General features: G+C 58.0%; 13 protein-coding genes. 2 read left to right on the forward strand and 11 right to left on the reverse strand.

Going from position 1 to position 17,074, the window contains the following annotated elements; genetic code table 11:
- Position 1: 1 nt before the first annotated feature.
- The 6 genes from nusB to glyA all read right to left on the reverse strand — a co-directional run bounded on the left by nusB (position 2) and on the right by glyA (position 5,146).
- Positions 2 to 478, reverse strand: coding sequence for a transcription antitermination factor NusB (gene nusB, locus ACTRWH_RS18965; RefSeq protein WP_036203620.1), 477 nt, complete (start codon positions 476 to 478; stop codon positions 2 to 4).
- Complete coding sequence (gene ribH / locus ACTRWH_RS18970) at positions 478 to 954, reverse strand: 6,7-dimethyl-8-ribityllumazine synthase (protein WP_007155554.1); 477 nt, start codon at positions 952 to 954, stop codon at positions 478 to 480. The genes nusB and ribH overlap by 1 nt, the downstream gene beginning before the upstream one ends.
- Positions 955 to 1,008: 54 nt before the next feature.
- Positions 1,009 to 2,124: a bifunctional 3,4-dihydroxy-2-butanone-4-phosphate synthase/GTP cyclohydrolase II gene (gene ribBA, locus ACTRWH_RS18975; protein ID WP_007155555.1), complete on the reverse strand. Its 1,116-nt coding sequence runs from the start codon at positions 2,122 to 2,124 to the stop codon at positions 1,009 to 1,011.
- Positions 2,125 to 2,192: 68 nt separating this feature from the next.
- Complete coding sequence (gene ribD / locus ACTRWH_RS18980; RefSeq protein ID WP_462826736.1) at positions 2,193 to 3,308, reverse strand: bifunctional diaminohydroxyphosphoribosylaminopyrimidine deaminase/5-amino-6-(5-phosphoribosylamino)uracil reductase RibD; 1,116 nt, start codon at positions 3,306 to 3,308, stop codon at positions 2,193 to 2,195.
- The gene (gene nrdR / locus ACTRWH_RS18985; protein ID WP_007155557.1) at positions 3,305 to 3,823 is read right to left on the reverse strand and encodes a transcriptional regulator NrdR; all 519 of its coding nucleotides are present in this window, start codon (positions 3,821 to 3,823) and stop codon (positions 3,305 to 3,307) included. Before nrdR ends, ribD begins: the two co-directional genes overlap by 4 nt.
- A gap of 66 nt (positions 3,824 to 3,889) precedes the next feature.
- Complete coding sequence (glyA, locus tag ACTRWH_RS18990; RefSeq protein ID WP_151981417.1) at positions 3,890 to 5,146, reverse strand: serine hydroxymethyltransferase; 1,257 nt, start codon at positions 5,144 to 5,146, stop codon at positions 3,890 to 3,892.
- 366 nt (positions 5,147 to 5,512) lie between these two features.
- On the opposite strand from glyA, the gene ettA reads away from it, so the two are divergent.
- Both ettA and radA read left to right on the forward strand, forming a co-directional pair.
- Positions 5,513 to 7,174, forward strand: coding sequence for an energy-dependent translational throttle protein EttA (gene ettA, locus ACTRWH_RS18995; protein WP_036203610.1), 1,662 nt, complete (start codon positions 5,513 to 5,515; stop codon positions 7,172 to 7,174).
- Positions 7,174 to 8,553, forward strand: a complete 1,380-nt coding sequence (gene radA, locus ACTRWH_RS19000) for a DNA repair protein RadA (protein WP_036203607.1) — start codon at positions 7,174 to 7,176, stop codon at positions 8,551 to 8,553. The genes ettA and radA overlap by 1 nt, the downstream gene beginning before the upstream one ends.
- 178 nt (positions 8,554 to 8,731) lie before the next feature.
- Here radA and ACTRWH_RS19005 read toward each other — a convergent pair whose 3' ends face one another.
- The 5 genes from ACTRWH_RS19005 to ACTRWH_RS19025 all read right to left on the reverse strand — a co-directional run.
- The gene (locus ACTRWH_RS19005; protein WP_036203604.1) at positions 8,732 to 9,100 is read right to left on the reverse strand and encodes a PilZ domain-containing protein; all 369 of its coding nucleotides are present in this window, start codon (positions 9,098 to 9,100) and stop codon (positions 8,732 to 8,734) included.
- Positions 9,101 to 9,337: 237 nt separating this feature from the next.
- On the reverse strand, positions 9,338 to 10,408 hold the full coding sequence (hemE, locus tag ACTRWH_RS19010; RefSeq protein WP_041335359.1) for a uroporphyrinogen decarboxylase: 1,071 nt from the start codon (positions 10,406 to 10,408) through the stop codon (positions 9,338 to 9,340).
- A gap of 122 nt (positions 10,409 to 10,530) precedes the next feature.
- A complete protein-coding gene (locus ACTRWH_RS19015) occupies positions 10,531 to 11,949 on the reverse strand; it encodes a glutamate synthase subunit beta (RefSeq protein WP_007154607.1) in 1,419 nt (472 codons plus the stop codon).
- 77 nt (positions 11,950 to 12,026) lie between these two features.
- Positions 12,027 to 16,475, reverse strand: coding sequence for a glutamate synthase large subunit (gltB, locus tag ACTRWH_RS19020; protein ID WP_462826737.1), 4,449 nt, complete (start codon positions 16,473 to 16,475; stop codon positions 12,027 to 12,029).
- Between the two features lie 255 nt (positions 16,476 to 16,730).
- Positions 16,731 to 17,074: SPOR domain-containing protein (locus tag ACTRWH_RS19025; RefSeq protein WP_462826738.1), on the reverse strand; the 344-nt coding region annotated here is incomplete at its 5' end.

Here is a 17,074-nt window from a genome sequence, read left to right on the forward strand (position 1 = left end):
CTTAGCGGGGACGGGTCTCAGCCAGTCGCAGTCGGTGACTGAGCTTGTCCAGAAGGCTGTTGACGAACTTATGACCTTCGGTGCCACCAAACCTCTTGGCCATCTCGATGCCTTCGTTGATCACCACCTTGTATGGAACGTCCAGGCGATGTTTGAGCTCGTACGCGCCCAGGCGTACGATCGCCAGCTCAATGGCATCCACCTCATGGATCGGGCGATCGAGGAATGGCTCCAGTAGACGGTCTAACTCAGCCTGCTCCCGGTGAACCCCCCGGAGGAGATCGCGGAAATAGGCCGCATCTACCTTCGACATGTCGTTGTCGACGATGAATTCGGATTCGATATCGGTGATCGAGCTCTTGCTGAAGTGGCGCTGGTAAAGGCCTTGCATCGCAAGAGCCCGGGCTCTGCGTCTATCGCCTGCCTTAGGTTGGCCCGCGGGGGCCGGTTGCGCGGCACTGTCTTCCGATGCGCTCATTATTCACCCAGCTTTTTGAAGAGGCTGACCATTTCCAGGGCCGTAATCGCCGCTTCGGCGCCTTTGTTACCGGCTTTGGTACCGGCCCGCTCGATTGCCTGCTCGATGGAATCGACCGTTAACACGCCGAACGTCACCGGCACATCCGTTTCGAGACTAACCGCACCCAGACCGCTGGAGGCTTCGCCTGCCACATAGTCGAAATGTGGTGTACCACCCCGAATAACCGCACCCAGCGCAACAATCGCATCGTGGTTGCCGGTTTCCGCCACACGCTTGACCGCAAGCGGCATCTCATAGGCGCCGGGAACCCGTACAATCGTGATATCGGAATCGGCGATACCATGACGACGCAGGGTATCAACCGCACCCTCCACCAGGCTCTCAACCACAAAACCGTTGAAACGACCGACAACCAGTGCGTATTTACCGCTGCAGTGAGTGAAATCGCCTTCTATTACTTTAATGTCTGCCATGCATGGCTCCTTCTTGGCAGCCCCGCCGTTACGATACGGGCCTGCCGGGGTTCATTATTCGGGTGTGTAGGGCACGTATTCCACAACTTCCAGCTCAAATCCGGAAATGGCAGAAAACTTGATGGGCGGGCTCAGCAGGCGCATTTTGCCAACACCGAGATCCCTCAGAATCTGTGAGCCGGTACCAACGGTAAAATAGACACCGGAGCTGCCCTTACCCGCGGACTTTTTATCCTGCTCGAAAAATTCGTGGATACGATCTTCAAGATTGTAGCTGTCTTCGGCGCTATTGAGCAGGACAACGACGCCGCGACCTTCACTCGCCACCTTCTCCAGAGCATGATGCAATGGCCAGCTACGGGAATCGGCGCGGCGGGCACCGAGCAGGTCACGCAGAGTATCGGTGATGTGCACACGCACCAGCACCGGATCCTCAGCCGCAATATCCCCCATCACCATGGCCAGATGGGTGGAACCCTGGATATTGTCGCGATAGGTGCGCAAGTTGAATACACCGTACTCGGTATCCAGGTCGTACTGCTCAACGCACTCAATGGTGCGCTCGTTCAATGTCCGATAGTGGATCAGATCCGCAATCGTGCCGATCTTCAGGTCGTGAGTTTCGGCAAATTTTTCCAGATCTTCACGGCGGGCCATGGACCCATCGTCGTTCATGATTTCGCAGATCACGCCGGCAGGCTCGCAGCCGGCGAGGGCTGCCAGATCACAGGATGCTTCGGTATGGCCGGCTCGGCTGAGCACCCCGCCCGGGTCCGACATCAGCGGAAAAATATGGCCTGGCTGAACCAGGTCAGACGCTTTTGCATCGCGGGCAACAGCAGCCTGGACAGTTCGCGCACGGTCGGCGGCAGAGATACCCGTCGTTACACCTTCAGTCGCTTCAATGGAAAGGGTGAACTTGGTGCCAAAACCCGATGCATTCTGCTGCACCATCAACGGCAGGCCAAGCTGTTCGCAACGATGGCGCGTCATCGGCATGCAAATCAGTCCACGACCGAAGCGGGCCATGAAGTTGATAGCCTCTGGCGTACAGTGCTCTGCGGCCATCACCAGGTCACCTTCGTTTTCCCGGTCCTCATCGTCCATCAGGATAACCATCTTGCCCTGACGGATATCGTCGATAATGTCTTTAATGCTATTCAGTGCCATACCGTATTTGCATCCTGTTGGTCTGTCCGTCCGAGTGTCGGTGCCGGCAGCCATGAATTTAGTAACCGTTACCCCGGCGCGAGGATCAATCGCTGGTCCTCGCCCAGCTGACGGCGATCCAGCACTTTCCATTGCACCTTATCCGCCATGGATTCCAGTGGCAGATTGGCCGTGGGCCGGCCAGTGCTGCCCAGGAACACCGGCGCCTGGTAGAGCCATAGCTCATCTACCAGACGCTCGCTGATAAATGTACCGGCCAGCGTTGGACCAGCTTCCACCAACAATTCGTTGATGCCCAACTCCCCCAGTGAGTCGAGCAACTCGCGAACATCAATTCCATTATCCTTCCAGGCCACACCCGTCAGGCCCACGCCCAACGCGGCAAGGTCCTGTGCCGGCGCGGTTGCCAGTGTTGGGGAGGCGCAATACACCTGGACATTGCCACCCTGCAGGATCGTAGCGCCCGGGGGCGTACGCGCGTCCCGGTCCGCGATCACGCGCAGGGGCTGGCGGGACGGCTCCGTGGCGTCACCAATGTCACCCAATTCAGTCCGACGAACGGTCAGTGAAGGATTGTCAGCAAGAACCGTCCCCACCCCTGTCAGAATGGCATCGCTGATGGCCCTGAGACGCTGGACATCGCGGCGGGACTCCGAGCCGGTAATCCACTGACTTTCGCCGGAGGCCATGGCCGTCCTGCCGTCAAGGCTCGCAGCCATTTTAAGCCGGACATAGGGCCTGCCAACGTTCATTCGCTTCATGAAGCCGGGATTCAATCGCACGGCCTCTTCCGCCAGTAGGCCTTCCGTTACACGAATGCCTGCCTCACGGAGCATATTCAGGCCGCGACCGGATACCGAGGGATTGGGATCCTTGGTCGCCGCAAACACATGGGCGATGCCCGCTTCTATCAGCGCTTTGGCACAAGGCGGTGTACGGCCAAAATGACTGCAGGGCTCCAGCGTGACATAGGCCGTTGCGCCACGGGCATCCGGCCCAGCCAGGCTGAGTGCGCGCGCTTCTGCGTGAGCCTCGCCCGCTCGCTCATGCCAGCCTTCGCCCAAAATCTTGCTGCCTCGGGCGATGACGCACCCCACCCGCGGGTTGGGATGCGTCGAATAGCGACCACGCCAGGCAAGCTGCACCGCCCGTGCCATAAACGCCGTGTCCTGAGCGTCGATCATGCCTGCCCTTCGGAAGAATGGTTATCCGCCAGGGCCTTGGCTACATCCACCGGGTCTTCGCCCGAGGTCGCTGAAAGGCGCTCGATCTCTTCCTTGAACTCGTTGACGTCCTGAAAGCTGCGGTACACCGACGCGAAGCGCACGTAGGCCACTTTGTCCAATTGACGCAACTCCGTCATCACTTCTTCACCGAGTTGCATGGACTTGACCTCACGCTCGCCGGTCGCCCGCAACCGGAATCGGATGCGATTCAGCGCCGCCTCAATTTCCTCGATGCTCACCGGGCGCTTCTCCAGGGCTTTCATCAGGCCAGCCCGGAGTTTTTCCTCATCGAAAGGCTGACGGGTGCCGTCCTGCTTGACCACTCGAGGCATCACAAGCTCAGCCGACTCGAACGTTGTAAAACGCTCACGGCAGGACAGGCACTCCCTGCGGCGACGCACCTGATCACCCTCGGCCACCAGCCGGGAGTCGATTACCTTGGTATCCGCTTCACCACAGAAAGGACAATGCATACTCAGAAGCTCCTGCAAACCATCGGGCCAGGCAACAAGGCCTGCCCGAGGGCGCAATCAGGCTATTTAGCCGGCGTAAACCGGGAACCGCGAACACAGGCCTTCAACCTGCTCACGAACCCGGTCATTAACGGATTCATCTTCCAGGCTATCCAGGATATCGCACATCCAGCCAGCCAGATCGCGACACTCGGACTCTCCGAAACCACGAGTGGTCACCGCGGGCGTACCGATGCGCAGGCCGGAGGTGACGAACGGCGAACGCGGATCATTAGGTACTGCGTTCTTGTTCACGGTGATGTGCGCTCGGCCCAGGGCTGCGTCTGCATCCTTACCGGTGATGTCCTGTTTGATCAGGCTGACCAGGAACAGATGATTCTCTGTACCACCGGAAATCACATCGAATCCGCGGGACACAAACACCTCAGCCATGGCCTTGGCATTCTTGATCACCTGTTTCTGATACACCTTGAACTCGTCGCTCATGGCTTCCTTGAAACAAATCGCCTTGGCAGCAATAACGTGCATCAAGGGGCCGCCCTGGCCGCCAGGGAATACAGCGGAGTTAAGCTTTTTCTGCAAGTCGGCATCGTCACAGGCCAGGATCAAACCACCACGGGGGCCACGCAGGGTCTTATGGGTAGTCGTCGCAACCACGTGGGCATGAGGTACCGGGTCTGGATAAACACCAGCAGCCACAAGACCTGCCACGTGGGCCATGTCCACAAACAGATAGGCGCCAACCTTATCGGCAATCGCGCGGAACCGGGCAAAGTCCAGCTCCTGGGAGTAGGCTGAGAAACCGGCGATGATCATCTTGGGTTTGTGCTCAACGGCAAGGCTTTCCACCTCATCGTAATCGATCAGCCCCGTGTCCGGGTTCAGGCCATACTGGACGGCGTTGTAGATCTTGCCGGAGAAGTTGACGCTGGCACCATGGGTCAGGTGCCCACCGTGGGCCAGGCTCATGCCCAGAACCGTATCACCCGGCTTGAGCAGCGCCATGAATACGGCAGAGTTGGCCTGTGAGCCGGAATGCGGCTGCACATTGGCGTAGGCAGCACCAAACAATTCTTTGGCCCGGCTGATGGCCAGGTCCTCGGCGATGTCGACAAACTCACAGCCGCCGTAATAACGTTTGCCGGGATAGCCTTCGGCATACTTGTTGGTCAGCGCACTACCCTGGGCTTCCATCACCCTGGGGCTGGTATAGTTCTCAGACGCGATCAGCTCGATATGAGCCTCCTGGCGTTTCTCTTCCGCCTGGATGGCGTTCCAGAGCTCGTCGTCAAAACCGGCGATTTTCATATCACGATTAAACATGGATGCGCTGCCCCTATGTGCTTAGCTGCCCGAAAAAATGGGCCGCTATTCTATCTTACAAATGGGTAAAAAATCACCCTTTATGCCGTCCGCAGATACCGACACGCCGCCGCCTGCGCTTTTTGCTCAATTGCTATCCCCGGTTGGTTTCGATACCTTACTCGGTCAATATTCATTGGTTGCGGCTACTAGCTATTGGCGTTACGGCCATCGGTCAGGGCGATCCGGGATACGCTGTGAATACGTCCCTGTACGCTCGACAAAATCATCCTTGATTTTGACGAGCCCGGATCGCCCTGACCGACGGCCTTAGTCAGACACCATCAGTAATTCCGACACTTACACTCGCAAGAAGGATTCCGACACATGGCGCAATACGTATACACCATGAACCGCGTGGGCAAGGTGGTTCCGCCCAAGCGTGAAATCCTCAAAGACATTTCCCTGAGCTTTTTCCCAGGCGCGAAAATCGGCGTACTGGGCCTGAACGGCGCTGGTAAATCTACGTTGCTACGTATTATGGCCGGTATCGACCAGGATTACATTGGTGAGGCCCGCCCCCAACCCGGCATCAACGTCGGCTACCTGCCCCAGGAACCGGAACTGGACGACGCCAAGACCGTCAAGGAAATCGTCGATGAGGCGGTCTCGGGCGTCCATGACGCACTGGCGGAGCTGGATCAGGTCTATGCCGCCTATGCCGAGCCGGATGCCGACTTTGATGCCCTCGCCAAGAAACAGGGCGAACTGGAAGCCTTTATACAGGCCTCCGACGGCCACGATATTGAGCGCAAGATGGAAGTGGCTGCCGATGCCCTTCGCCTGCCGGCCTGGGACGCCATGGTAAAAAACCTCTCCGGCGGTGAGCGCCGCCGCGTGGCGCTTTGCCGTCTGCTGCTGTCCAGCCCGGACATGCTGTTGCTGGACGAGCCCACCAACCACCTGGATGCCGAATCTGTAGCCTGGTTGGAACGCTTCCTGCACGACTACACCGGCACCGTGGTTGCCATCACCCACGACCGCTACTTCCTGGACAACGTGGCCGGCTGGATTCTGGAACTGGACCGCGGCCAGGGCATTCCGTTTGAGGGCAATTACAGCCAGTGGCTGGAAAACAAGGAAAAGCGCCTGGAAGTTGAAGCCAAACAGGAAGCGTCTCGCCAGAAGACCATCAAGCACGAGCTGGAATGGGTGCGCAGTAACGCCAAGGGCCGCCAGTCCAAGAGCAAGGCCCGCCTGGCCCGCTTCGAAGAAATGAGCTCCCAGGAATTCCAGAAGCGCAACGAAACTAACGAACTATACATCCCACCTGGCCCTCGCCTGGGTGACAAGGTGATTGAGATCGATGGCATCAGCAAGTCCTTCGATGACCGCCTGCTCTACGAAGACGTCTCGCTCAGCGTTCCTCCGGGAGCGATCGTTGGCATCATCGGCGGCAACGGCGCGGGCAAGTCCACGCTGTTCCGGATGATCGGCGACTACGACAAGCCCGATTCCGGCACCATCACAGTCGGTGAAACCGTAAAACTGGCCTACGTGGACCAGATGCGGGACCTGAACGGCGACAACACCGTCTGGGAAGAGCTCAGCGACGGCAACGATATTATCAAGATCGGTAACTACGAAACCCCGTCACGAGCCTATGTAGGTCGTTTCAACTTCAAGGGCTCCGACCAGCAGAAGCGTGTGGCCGACTTGTCGGGCGGTGAGCGCAACCGCCTGCACCTGGCGAAACTGCTCAAGGAAGGTGGCAACGTGCTGCTGTTGGACGAACCGACCAACGATCTCGACGTGGAAACCCTGCGTGCCCTGGAGGAAGCCCTGCTCAACTTCCCAGGCTCCGCTTTGGTGATCTCGCACGACCGCTGGTTCCTGGACCGTGTGGCCACTCACATCCTGGCGTTTGAGGACGACGGTGAAGTGGTCTACTTCGAAGGCAACTTCAGCGAATACGATGAGGATCACAAGAAGCGGAAGGGCGACTCTGCCATGGTGCCCCAGCGCATGAAGTATAAGAAGCTGGCCTGATGGCAAAAGCAAAAACCGCCTATGTTTGCTCCGAATGCGGCGCAGATTATTCAAAGTGGCAGGGGCAATGCACCGCCTGCCAGGCCTGGAATACGATCAGCGAGGTCCGCGGCATCAGTGGCGGCAACGCCAAGGGCGCCCGCGGCGCCCGCTTTGAAGGCTTTGCGGGCAGTCTCTCAGAGGTAAAAAGCCTTGACGACGTCAGCCTTGCCGAACAGCCGCGCATCAGCTCCGGCATGCAGGAGTTTGACCGCGTTCTGGGCGGCGGGCTTGTGGAAGGTTCCGCCATCCTGATGGGCGGCCATCCTGGCGCTGGCAAGAGCACCCTCTTGCTTCAGGCGGTCTGCCACCTGGCGTCCAGCGTTCCAGCCCTGTACGTCACAGGCGAGGAATCGCTGCAACAGGTCGCCATGCGCGCCAAGCGCCTGGGGCTGCCCACCAAAGACCTGAAGATGCTCTCGGAAACGAGTGTTGAGCGGGTCATGCAGGTTGCCGAGGCTGAAAAGCCGCGCATTCTGGTGGTGGACAGTATCCAGGTTATGCATGTCGCCGAGTCGGAATCCGCTCCGGGCAGCGTATCCCAGGTTCGCGAAAGCGCAGCCTATCTAACACGGTTTGCCAAGCAGACTGGCACCATTCTTTTCCTGGTGGGCCACGTTACCAAGGATGGCAGCCTGGCTGGGCCGAAAGTACTGGAGCATATGATCGACTGCTCCATCCTGCTGGAAGGCTCCAGCGATAGCCGTTACCGCACCCTGAGGGGCATCAAGAACCGCTTTGGCGCGGTTAACGAACTGGGCGTGTTTGCGATGCTGGAACAGGGCCTGAAGGAAGTGAAGAACCCCAGTGCCATCTTCCTGAACCGCGGCGAGGAGGCAGCTCCCGGCAGCGTGGTGATGGTGGTCTGGGAAGGCACTCGGCCTATGCTAGTGGAGATTCAGGCGCTGGTGGATATGGCCCAGGGGGGATATCCGAGACGCGTTGCTGTGGGCCTGGATCAGAACCGGCTGGCGATGCTGCTGGCGGTGCTGCATCGCCATGGTGGCATGCATGTGTCGGATCAGGATGTGTTTGTGAATGTGGTGGGCGGGGTAAAGGTTAACGAGACCAGTGCGGATTTGGCGCTGCTTGCGGCCATCGTGTCGTCCTTCCGCGACCGTGCCCTGCCTCAGGATCTGGTGATCTTCGGTGAGGTTGGCCTTTCTGGTGAGATTCGGCCGGTGCCCAGTGGCCAAGAGCGCATTTACGAAGCTGCCAAGCATGGGTTTACCCGCGCTTTGGTGCCTAAGTCTAATGCGCCTCGTAAGGCTATTGAGGGGATGAAGGTTATTCCCGTGACCAAGCTTAGTGATGCGTTGTCGGCTTTGGAGGAGCTTTGAGACTTGGTTTCTAGCCTGGTTTTTTGGTGCCGGGCAGGATTGGAAGGGCCTTTCCAAAAAACGCTTCAAGCACATCCATGTGCGCTTGGGCTCCGCCATCCATGGCTCCGCACATTTTTGGAAAGGCCCTTCCAATCCTGCCTACCAGCTTCGCAGTTACCTCCGGAAATCCCTAGCCTCAATCAATCAGATGTGCAAACTCCCTCTCCAATAACGCTTGGTCCCCCAGATTCAGTTCCACCAGGCGTTTTAGGTGGGTCGCACTTTCAAGATCGATATATTGGCATTTGAACCCCAACCGCTCTTCCTCAATGTGCCGTAACTCCACCGCCATCACGATCCCGGTTTCGTGATCGTCGAGATGGATGATCACTTCGCAAGGCTGCTTCAGCGGAACCCTCCACTCCAACGGCCGCTTTACCAGTACGCCCTTCAGTGAAATATCCAACACCTCACTCACCCACACTTCGTCCTGCCAATGCAGTTCGCATTCGGCATCGAAGGAGATTCTGTGGAAGCGGCGTTTTTCGGGGGCTTTGGTTGGCAAGGGTTACTCCTGTTGACCGGTCTCGTTTGTTATGACTATAGACCGCACAGAAGCTTCTATCTAGCGCTAACACCAAACAGAGGCTCTGCGGAGCGTTAACGCAGAAGCCGGACAGAGGGCGGTTGTTGGGGCTTTCCAAAACCGTGGAGCGCCAGGGATGGCGCGACCGAGCCCTACATGGACGTATTTACGGGCGTGTTTTGGAAAGCCCCAATAACCGCCCGCTACTCCCAACCATCAGTCTTGCAGGTGATACTCCGGACTCAGCTCAGTCACCGCACGGATAAACGCCCCGGCGTGCTCCGGATCAACGTCCGGGGTAATCCCGTGCCCGAGGTTGAAGATATGGCCCGGGCCGGTGCCGTAGCGGGACAGGATATCGGCCACTTCCTGGCGAATCCGCTCCGGCGGCGCGTAAAGCATGGCCGGGTCCATGTTGCCCTGCAGGGCAACATGATCGCCAATGCGAGCACGGGCTTTGCCGATATCCGTTGTCCAGTCCAGACCGACCGCGTCAGCACCGGATTCCGCTATCGACTCCAGCCACTGGCCGCCATTCTTTGTGAACAGGATAACGGGTACGCGACGCCCGTCGTTCTCTCGAATCAGGCCGGCGACGATTTTTTTCATGTAGTTGAGGGAAAACTCCTGATACGCCCAACTACTCAGCACGCCGCCCCAGGTATCGAAGATCTGGACCGCCTGGGCGCCGGCTCGAATCTGTCCGTTCAGGTAATCAATCACAGAATCCGCCAAATGGTCCAGCAACTGATGCATCACCTCCGGCTGGCCGTACATCAGCTTCTTGGCCTCGCGGAAGTCCTTGGAGGAACCACCTTCAATCATGTACGTGGCAAGCGTCCAGGGACTGCCAGAGAAGCCGATCAGCGGAACGCTGCCATTAAGTGCGCCACGGATGGTGGACACGGCATTCATCACGTAATCCAGGTCTACTTCCGCATTGATTTTGGGCAACGCGGCTACGTCGGCAGCGGAGCGGACAGTGTTACGGAATTTCGGGCCCTCGCCAGTTTCGAAGTACAGGCCAAGCCCCAGCGCATCAGGAATGGTGAGGATGTCTGAAAACAGGATGGCAGCGTCCAGCGGGAACCGCTCCAACGGCTGTAACGTCACTTCACAGGCCAGCGGTGTGTTTTTGCACAGACTGAGAAAGTCTCCGGCTTTGGCCCGAGTCGCTCGGTATTCCGGCAGGTATCGACCTGCCTGGCGCATCATCCACACTGGCGTGCGATCAACGGGCTGACGCATCAGCGCACGCAGGAAACGGTCATTTTTCAGCTCGGTCATAGCATTCCCAGTCTGCTGTCTGTCAAAGTTTAGGAGGGCAATGATACCCGGTTTGTGGCAATAAAAAAGGGCGGCCCGCCGTCCGCAAGCCGCCCTTCCAACCCGGATGAAACCGGGGGCTGTCAGATATCCAGGTAATCCATGATACCTTCCGCCGCCTGGCGACCCTCCCAGATAGCCGTTACGACCAGATCCGAACCACGGACCATATCGCCACCGGCAAATATCTTGGGATTGCTGGTCTGGAAGCCGAACTCCACTTCCTCCGGAGCACTGACACGGCCAGAGTCGTCGGTGTTTACCTTCAACTCGTCAAACCAGTCGGCCGGGCTCGGACGGAATCCGAAGGCCACCAGAACTGCATCGGCCGGAATCACTTCCTCACTGCCAGCGACCACTTCCGGGCGACGACGGCCGTTTTCGTCGGGCTCGCCGAGGCGAGTCTGAACCACCTTGACTCCCTCAACCCGGTCTTCGCCAATAATGGCGATCGGTTGACGGTTGAACATGAACTTAACGCCTTCTTCCTTGGCGTTGGACACTTCCCGGCGCGAGCCCGGCATGTTCTGTTCGTCACGACGGTAGGCACAGGTAACACTCGCTGCCTGTTGACGAATCGAGGTGCGGTTACAGTCCATGGCGGTATCGCCGCCGCCGAGCACAACCACTCGCTTGCCTTTCATATCGATAAAATCGTCGGCGTCTTTCTCAAACCCAAGACGACGATTCACATTCGAGACCAAGAAGGGCAGTGCATCATGAACGCCTGGCAGATCTTCGCCCGGGAAACCGCCTTTCATGTAGGTGTAGGTTCCCATCCCCATAAAGACAGCGTCGTACTCCTCGAGGATGTCGGCCATCATCACGTCCTTGCCCACCTCCGTGGACAGACGGAACTCCACTCCCATTTCCTCGAACACTTTGCGGCGACGGGTCATGACCGACTTCTCAAGCTTAAACTCGGGGATCCCGAAGGTCAGAAGGCCGCCAATTTCCGGGTAAATATCAAACACCACCGGCTTTACACCGTTGCGCACCAGGACGTCAGCACAGCCAAGGCCGGCCGGACCAGCACCGATCACTGCCACTTTTTTGTCGGTCCATTTGACGGCGGACATATCCGGCTTCCAGCCCAGAGCAAAGGCTGTATCGGTAATGTATTTTTCCACCGACCCGATGGTTACTGCGCCATAGCCGTCGTTCAGGGTACAGGCCCCTTCACACAGACGATCCTGGGGGCAAACGCGGCCACAGACTTCCGGCAGGGAGTTGGTCTGGTGACAGAGCTCAACTGCCCTCATGATGTTGCCTTCCGACACCAGCTTCAGCCAGTTCGGGATGTAGTTGTGTACCGGGCACTTCCACTCACAATACGGATTGCCGCATTCCAGGCAACGGTGCGATTGCGACGCGGCATTATCCTGGGTGAATGGATGGTAAATTTCACCAAACTCTTTTTTGCGCTTCTTTGCCGGTACTTTTTTCGGGTCGACACGCCCTACTTCGACAAACTGGAAGTCGTTACTCAGTCGTTCTTTCATTGTGACGCTCTCATCAGACTCAATTTCGACGCGGGCACTGCCTCTCCAGCAATGCCCTCTACCTGTTTCAACCGCCTTTACTCGGGACGCGCCCGGGTGCTGGCCAGCAGGCTGCGAAGGTTCGCCGCCTTGGGTTTGACCAGCCAGAAGCGGCCAATGTAGTCATCGAAATTGTCAAGAATATGCTCTGCCCACTCGCTCGCGGTTTCAGAAATATGCTCGCGGACCACACCGCGCAGGTGATTACGGTAGGACTCCATTTCCTCGCTGGATATCCGCTGAATCTCCACCAACTCATGGTTGTACTTGTCCACGAAGGTATTGTTCAAGTCCAGCACGTAGGCAAAACCACCCGTCATGCCAGCGCCGAAGTTGTGGCCGGTGCTGCCAAGAACTGTGACCAAACCACCCGTCATGTATTCGCAGCAGTGATCGCCCACACCTTCTATCACCGCATGGGCGCCGGAGTTACGAACACCGAAGCGTTCACCGGCGGTGCCAGCGGCAAACAGTTTGCCACCGGTTGCACCATAGAGGCAGGTGTTACCTACGATCGAGGTATCCTGGGTTTTAAAGTCGCTTCCGGACGGTGGCCGGATAACCAATTTGCCACCGGTCATGCCTTTGCCGACATAGTCGTTGGCATCGCCTTCCAGAAGCAGGTTGAGACCGCCCACGTTCCAGACACCGAAGCTCTGGCCGGCGGTGCCAGTCAGATCCAGAGTGATGGGCGCCGAGACCATGCCCTGATTGCCGTGCAACTGGGCAATCTCTCCGGACAGGCGAGCACCAATCGACCGGTCACAGTTGGTAACCCTGTAGGACCAGGTACCACCAGCCTTGCTGGCTATCGCATCCGCAGTGTCCTTCACCATCTGCTCGGCAAGCTTGCCTTCATCAAACGGATGATTGCGCTCCACCTGACAGGTGTTGGGCTTGTCTGCCGGAATGTGGTCGTTAGACAACAGACGCGTCAGATCCAGCTTCTTCTGGCGCGGAGTGTCGCCGGGCAGACGCTCCAGCAGATCAACACGCCCTACTAGTTCTTCCAGGTTGCGAACGCCCAGCTTGGCCATCCACTCTCGGGTCTCGGTCGCAACGAACCGGAAGAAGTTCATCGCCATTTCAACGGTGCCTTTGAAGTGTTCTTCCCGCAGGTGCTCGTTTTGGGTCGCGACGCCGGTGGCACAGTTGTTCAGGTGACAGATACGCAGATACTTACAACCCAGAGCCACCATTGGCGTGGTGCCGAAACCGAAGCTTTCAGCGCCCAGAATAGCGCCCTTGACCACATCCAGACCGGTCTTGATACCGCCGTCCGTCTGCAAGCGGATCTTGCCCCTCAGGTCATTAGCGCGCAGCGCTTGCTGGGTTTCACTCAGGCCCAGTTCCCAGGGCGAGCCGGCGTAACGGATGGAGGTTAACGGGCTGGCCGCTGTACCACCGTCGTAGCCGGAAACCGTGATCAGGTCCGCATAGGCTTTGGCCACACCAGCAGCGATGGTGCCTACACCAGGCTCCGACACCAGTTTTACAGACACCAGTGCGCTCGGGTTAACTTGCTTGAGATCGAAAATCAGCTGCGCCAGATCCTCGATCGAATAAATATCGTGGTGCGGTGGTGGCGAAATCAGCGTCACACCGGGCACTGAGTAGCGCAGGCGGGCAATCAGGTCATTGACCTTGCCACCGGGTAGCTGACCGCCCTCACCGGGCTTGGCACCCTGGGCCACCTTGATCTGCATGACATCGGCACTGCGCAGGTACTCAGCGGTGACGCCGAAGCGGCCAGACGCCACCTGTTTGATCTTGGAACGTTTCTCCGTGCCATAACGGGCCGGATCTTCCCCGCCTTCACCGGAGTTGGAACGACCACCCAAGGTGTTCATTGCTACCGCCAGGGCTTCGTGAGCCTCCGGAGACAACGCACCCAAGGACATGGCCGCCGAGTCGAAGCGCGGGAAGATATTCTCCACTGGCTCCACCTCGGACAGATCAATCGCCTTGATATCCTTGCGGAACCCAAGAAGGTCCCTAAGCGTGGACACCGGGCGCTCGTTTACCAGCCCGGCGTACTCCATGTACTGCCCGTAATCACCACTGGTCACGGCTTCCTGGAGCTTACCCACTACATCCGGGTTGAAAGCGTGGTACTCCTGACCGTGGACATACTTCAACAGGCCACCCTGGGTGATGGGCTTGCGATGCTTCCAGGCCACCGCCGCCAGCTGTTCCTGATCCTGCTGGAAATCAAAGAAACCGGCGCCCTGGATACGGCTGGGAACACCTTTGAAACACAGGTCCACCACATCATCTGCCAGGCCAATCGCCTCAAATAGCTGCGCCCCCCGGTAGGAGGTGATGGTGGAGATCCCCATCTTGGACAGGATCTTCAGCAGGCCCTTGTTGACACCCTTGCGATAGTTGTTCTTCGCATCAATGGGGTCCATCATCAGTTCGCCGGTGCGAATCAGGTCGTTAAGCACCTGGTAGGCCAGGTACGGATAGACCGCCGTAGCGCCAAAGCCAAACAACACAGCAAACTGGTGCGGGTCGCGGGCCCAACCGGTTTCAACCAGGATGTTGGAGTCACACCGGAGGCCTTTCTTGACCAGGTGATGGTGAACGGCGCCCGTTGCCATCATGGCATTGACCGGCAGCTCACCCTCTTTCAGATCCTTGTCGGTCAGGATCAGGATCACCTTGCCGTTGCGGACTGCCTGCTCAGCCTCGTCGCACACGTTACGCACAGCCTGCTCAAGCCCCATTTCCGGGCTGTAGCTCATGTTGATCCGAGCAACTTCGAATCCGGGCCGATCATTGTTGGCGATCTTCAGGTACTTGGCCGGCGAGAGCACCGGCGTTGTCAGGATGATGCGGTTAGCGTGCTCCGGCGTTTCCTCGAACACGTTACGCTCCGCGCCAATACACGTCTCCAGGGACATCACGATGGACTCCCGAAGCGGATCGATGGCCGGGTTGGTCACCTGGGCAAATTTCTGACGGAAGTAGTCAGCCACGTGCCTGGCACGGCTCGAGAGCACGGCCATGGGCGTATCGTCCCCCATCGACCCTACTGCTTCCTGGCCGTTCTCAGCCAGAGGGCGCAGAACCTGGTCACGCTCCTCGTAGGAGACCATGAACATTTTCTGGTGTATATGGAGCTCGTCGGACTGCATCAGCTTGAAGTCAGGTGTGTCCTGATTCAGCGTGGTTTCAACCCGCAGGGAGTTCTCCCGCAGCCAGCGCTTGTAGGGCTGGGCCGACTTCAGGCGATTATCCACGTCTTTCGTATGCAGGACTTCGCCGGACTCGGTATCAATAGCAAGCATTTGCCCCGGACCGACACGTCCCTTGGCCACCACGTCTTCGGGCTTATAGTCGTAAGTGCCGATCTCGGACGCCAGGGTAATGAAGTCGTCTTTGGTGATTACCCAACGAGCCGGGCGAAGTCCGTTCCGATCCAGCATACAGACGGCGTAGCGACCGTCGGAGAGAACCAGGCCGGCTGGCCCATCCCACGGTTCCATATGCATGGAGTTGTACTCATAGAATGCCCGCAACTCGGAATCCATGGTATCCACATTCTGCCAGGCAGGCGGGATCATCATTCTCACGGCACGGAACAGGTCGACACCACCGGCCAGCAGTACTTCCAGCATATTGTCCATGCTGGAGGAATCTGAGCCCGTCAGGTTAACCAGCGGCTGCAGCGTCTGTAGGTCCGGCAATTCCGGTGCGCTGAATTTGGCGGCACGGGCAATCGCCCAGTTACGGTTGCCGTCAACGGTATTGATCTCGCCATTGTGGGCGAGATAGCGGAACGGCTGCGCCAGCGGCCAACGCGGCATGGTGTTTGTGGAAAAGCGCTGGTGGAAGACACAGATAGCGGTCTGCAGGTCCGGATCGCCCAGATCCTTGTAGAAGTTCGCCAGGTCCGCCGGCATCATCAGGCCCTTGTAGGCCAATGTTCGGTGAGACAGGCTACAGATATAGAATTCGGAGTCATCGGCCATGTCCCGCTCAGCGTGGCGGCGCCCAACAAACAGCGAGATGGCGAATTCCTGCTCGGTTTTACCGGCGGGAACCACAAACACCTGCTCAATCCAGGGCAAACAGTCGAGCGCCATCGGCCCAAGGCAGCTGTCGTCCGTTGGCACCTTCCGCCAACCCATGATTTCCAGGCCCTGCTCTGCGAGGCGCTTTTCCAAGGCAGCACGGCCGGCAGCGGCCTTGTTCTCGTCCGGGTTAAGGAATACCTGGCCCACAGCGAACAGCTCTTCAGGCTCCTTGCCAAATTCCGCTTTGGCGGCCTTGCGCAAAAAGGCATCCGGGCTCTGGATCAGGAGGCCACAACCATCGCCGGTCTTTCCGTCTGCAGCGATACCACCACGGTGGGTCATGCAGGTCAGTGACTCGATGGCAGTTTGCAACAACTTGTGGCTGGCCTCGCCCTTCATATGGGCGATCAGACCGAAGCCGCAGTTGTCCCTGAATTCGTCGGGATGATACAAACCTGTCATCATAAGCGTTCTCTCGCGTAGAAATGCTTTTCAATCAAAGGGTTATTTGCATACAGACAATAAACTCACCCTTCGACACTGAAAATGGGGGCTGGCTATTTTACACGCGTAGAAATACGTACTCAAACCAAAGCGTTTTTATTTTAGGGGGCAAGCACGTTCAATACGAATGCTGCGCCAGACAGCGCACACCATAAAACAGAGAGTCAGGTTATTGTTTTTATAGAATAAAGCACGAAAAAAGGCAGGCACAGAAAATCAGAAATCGCGTGATTGCCTGATCCAGGGAGACTGGTCCCGCAAGGCCTGGGGAAGACGCTCAACTGCTTTTCGGGCCTCATCACGCGAGGAAAACTCGCCGTAGAAGCCAACAAACCAGTCCTGCCCCTGCCTTTGGGTCTGGGTGTAGAGTATACCGGAAATGGATTCGTACTGATCCATCAGATTCAGCACCGTTTGTTCCTGATTCCCAGCAATTAACTGAACTGTCCAGCCTTCACGCGCCCTTACGCTCTCAAGATCCACAAATGCAGATGGACGGGAGGGAGAGAAACCGGTCTCTGGCTCTGGCTCTGGCTCTGGCTCTGGCTCTGGCTCTGGCT

This window comes from Marinobacter sp. G5_S1_61_S3 (genome assembly GCF_054968585.1).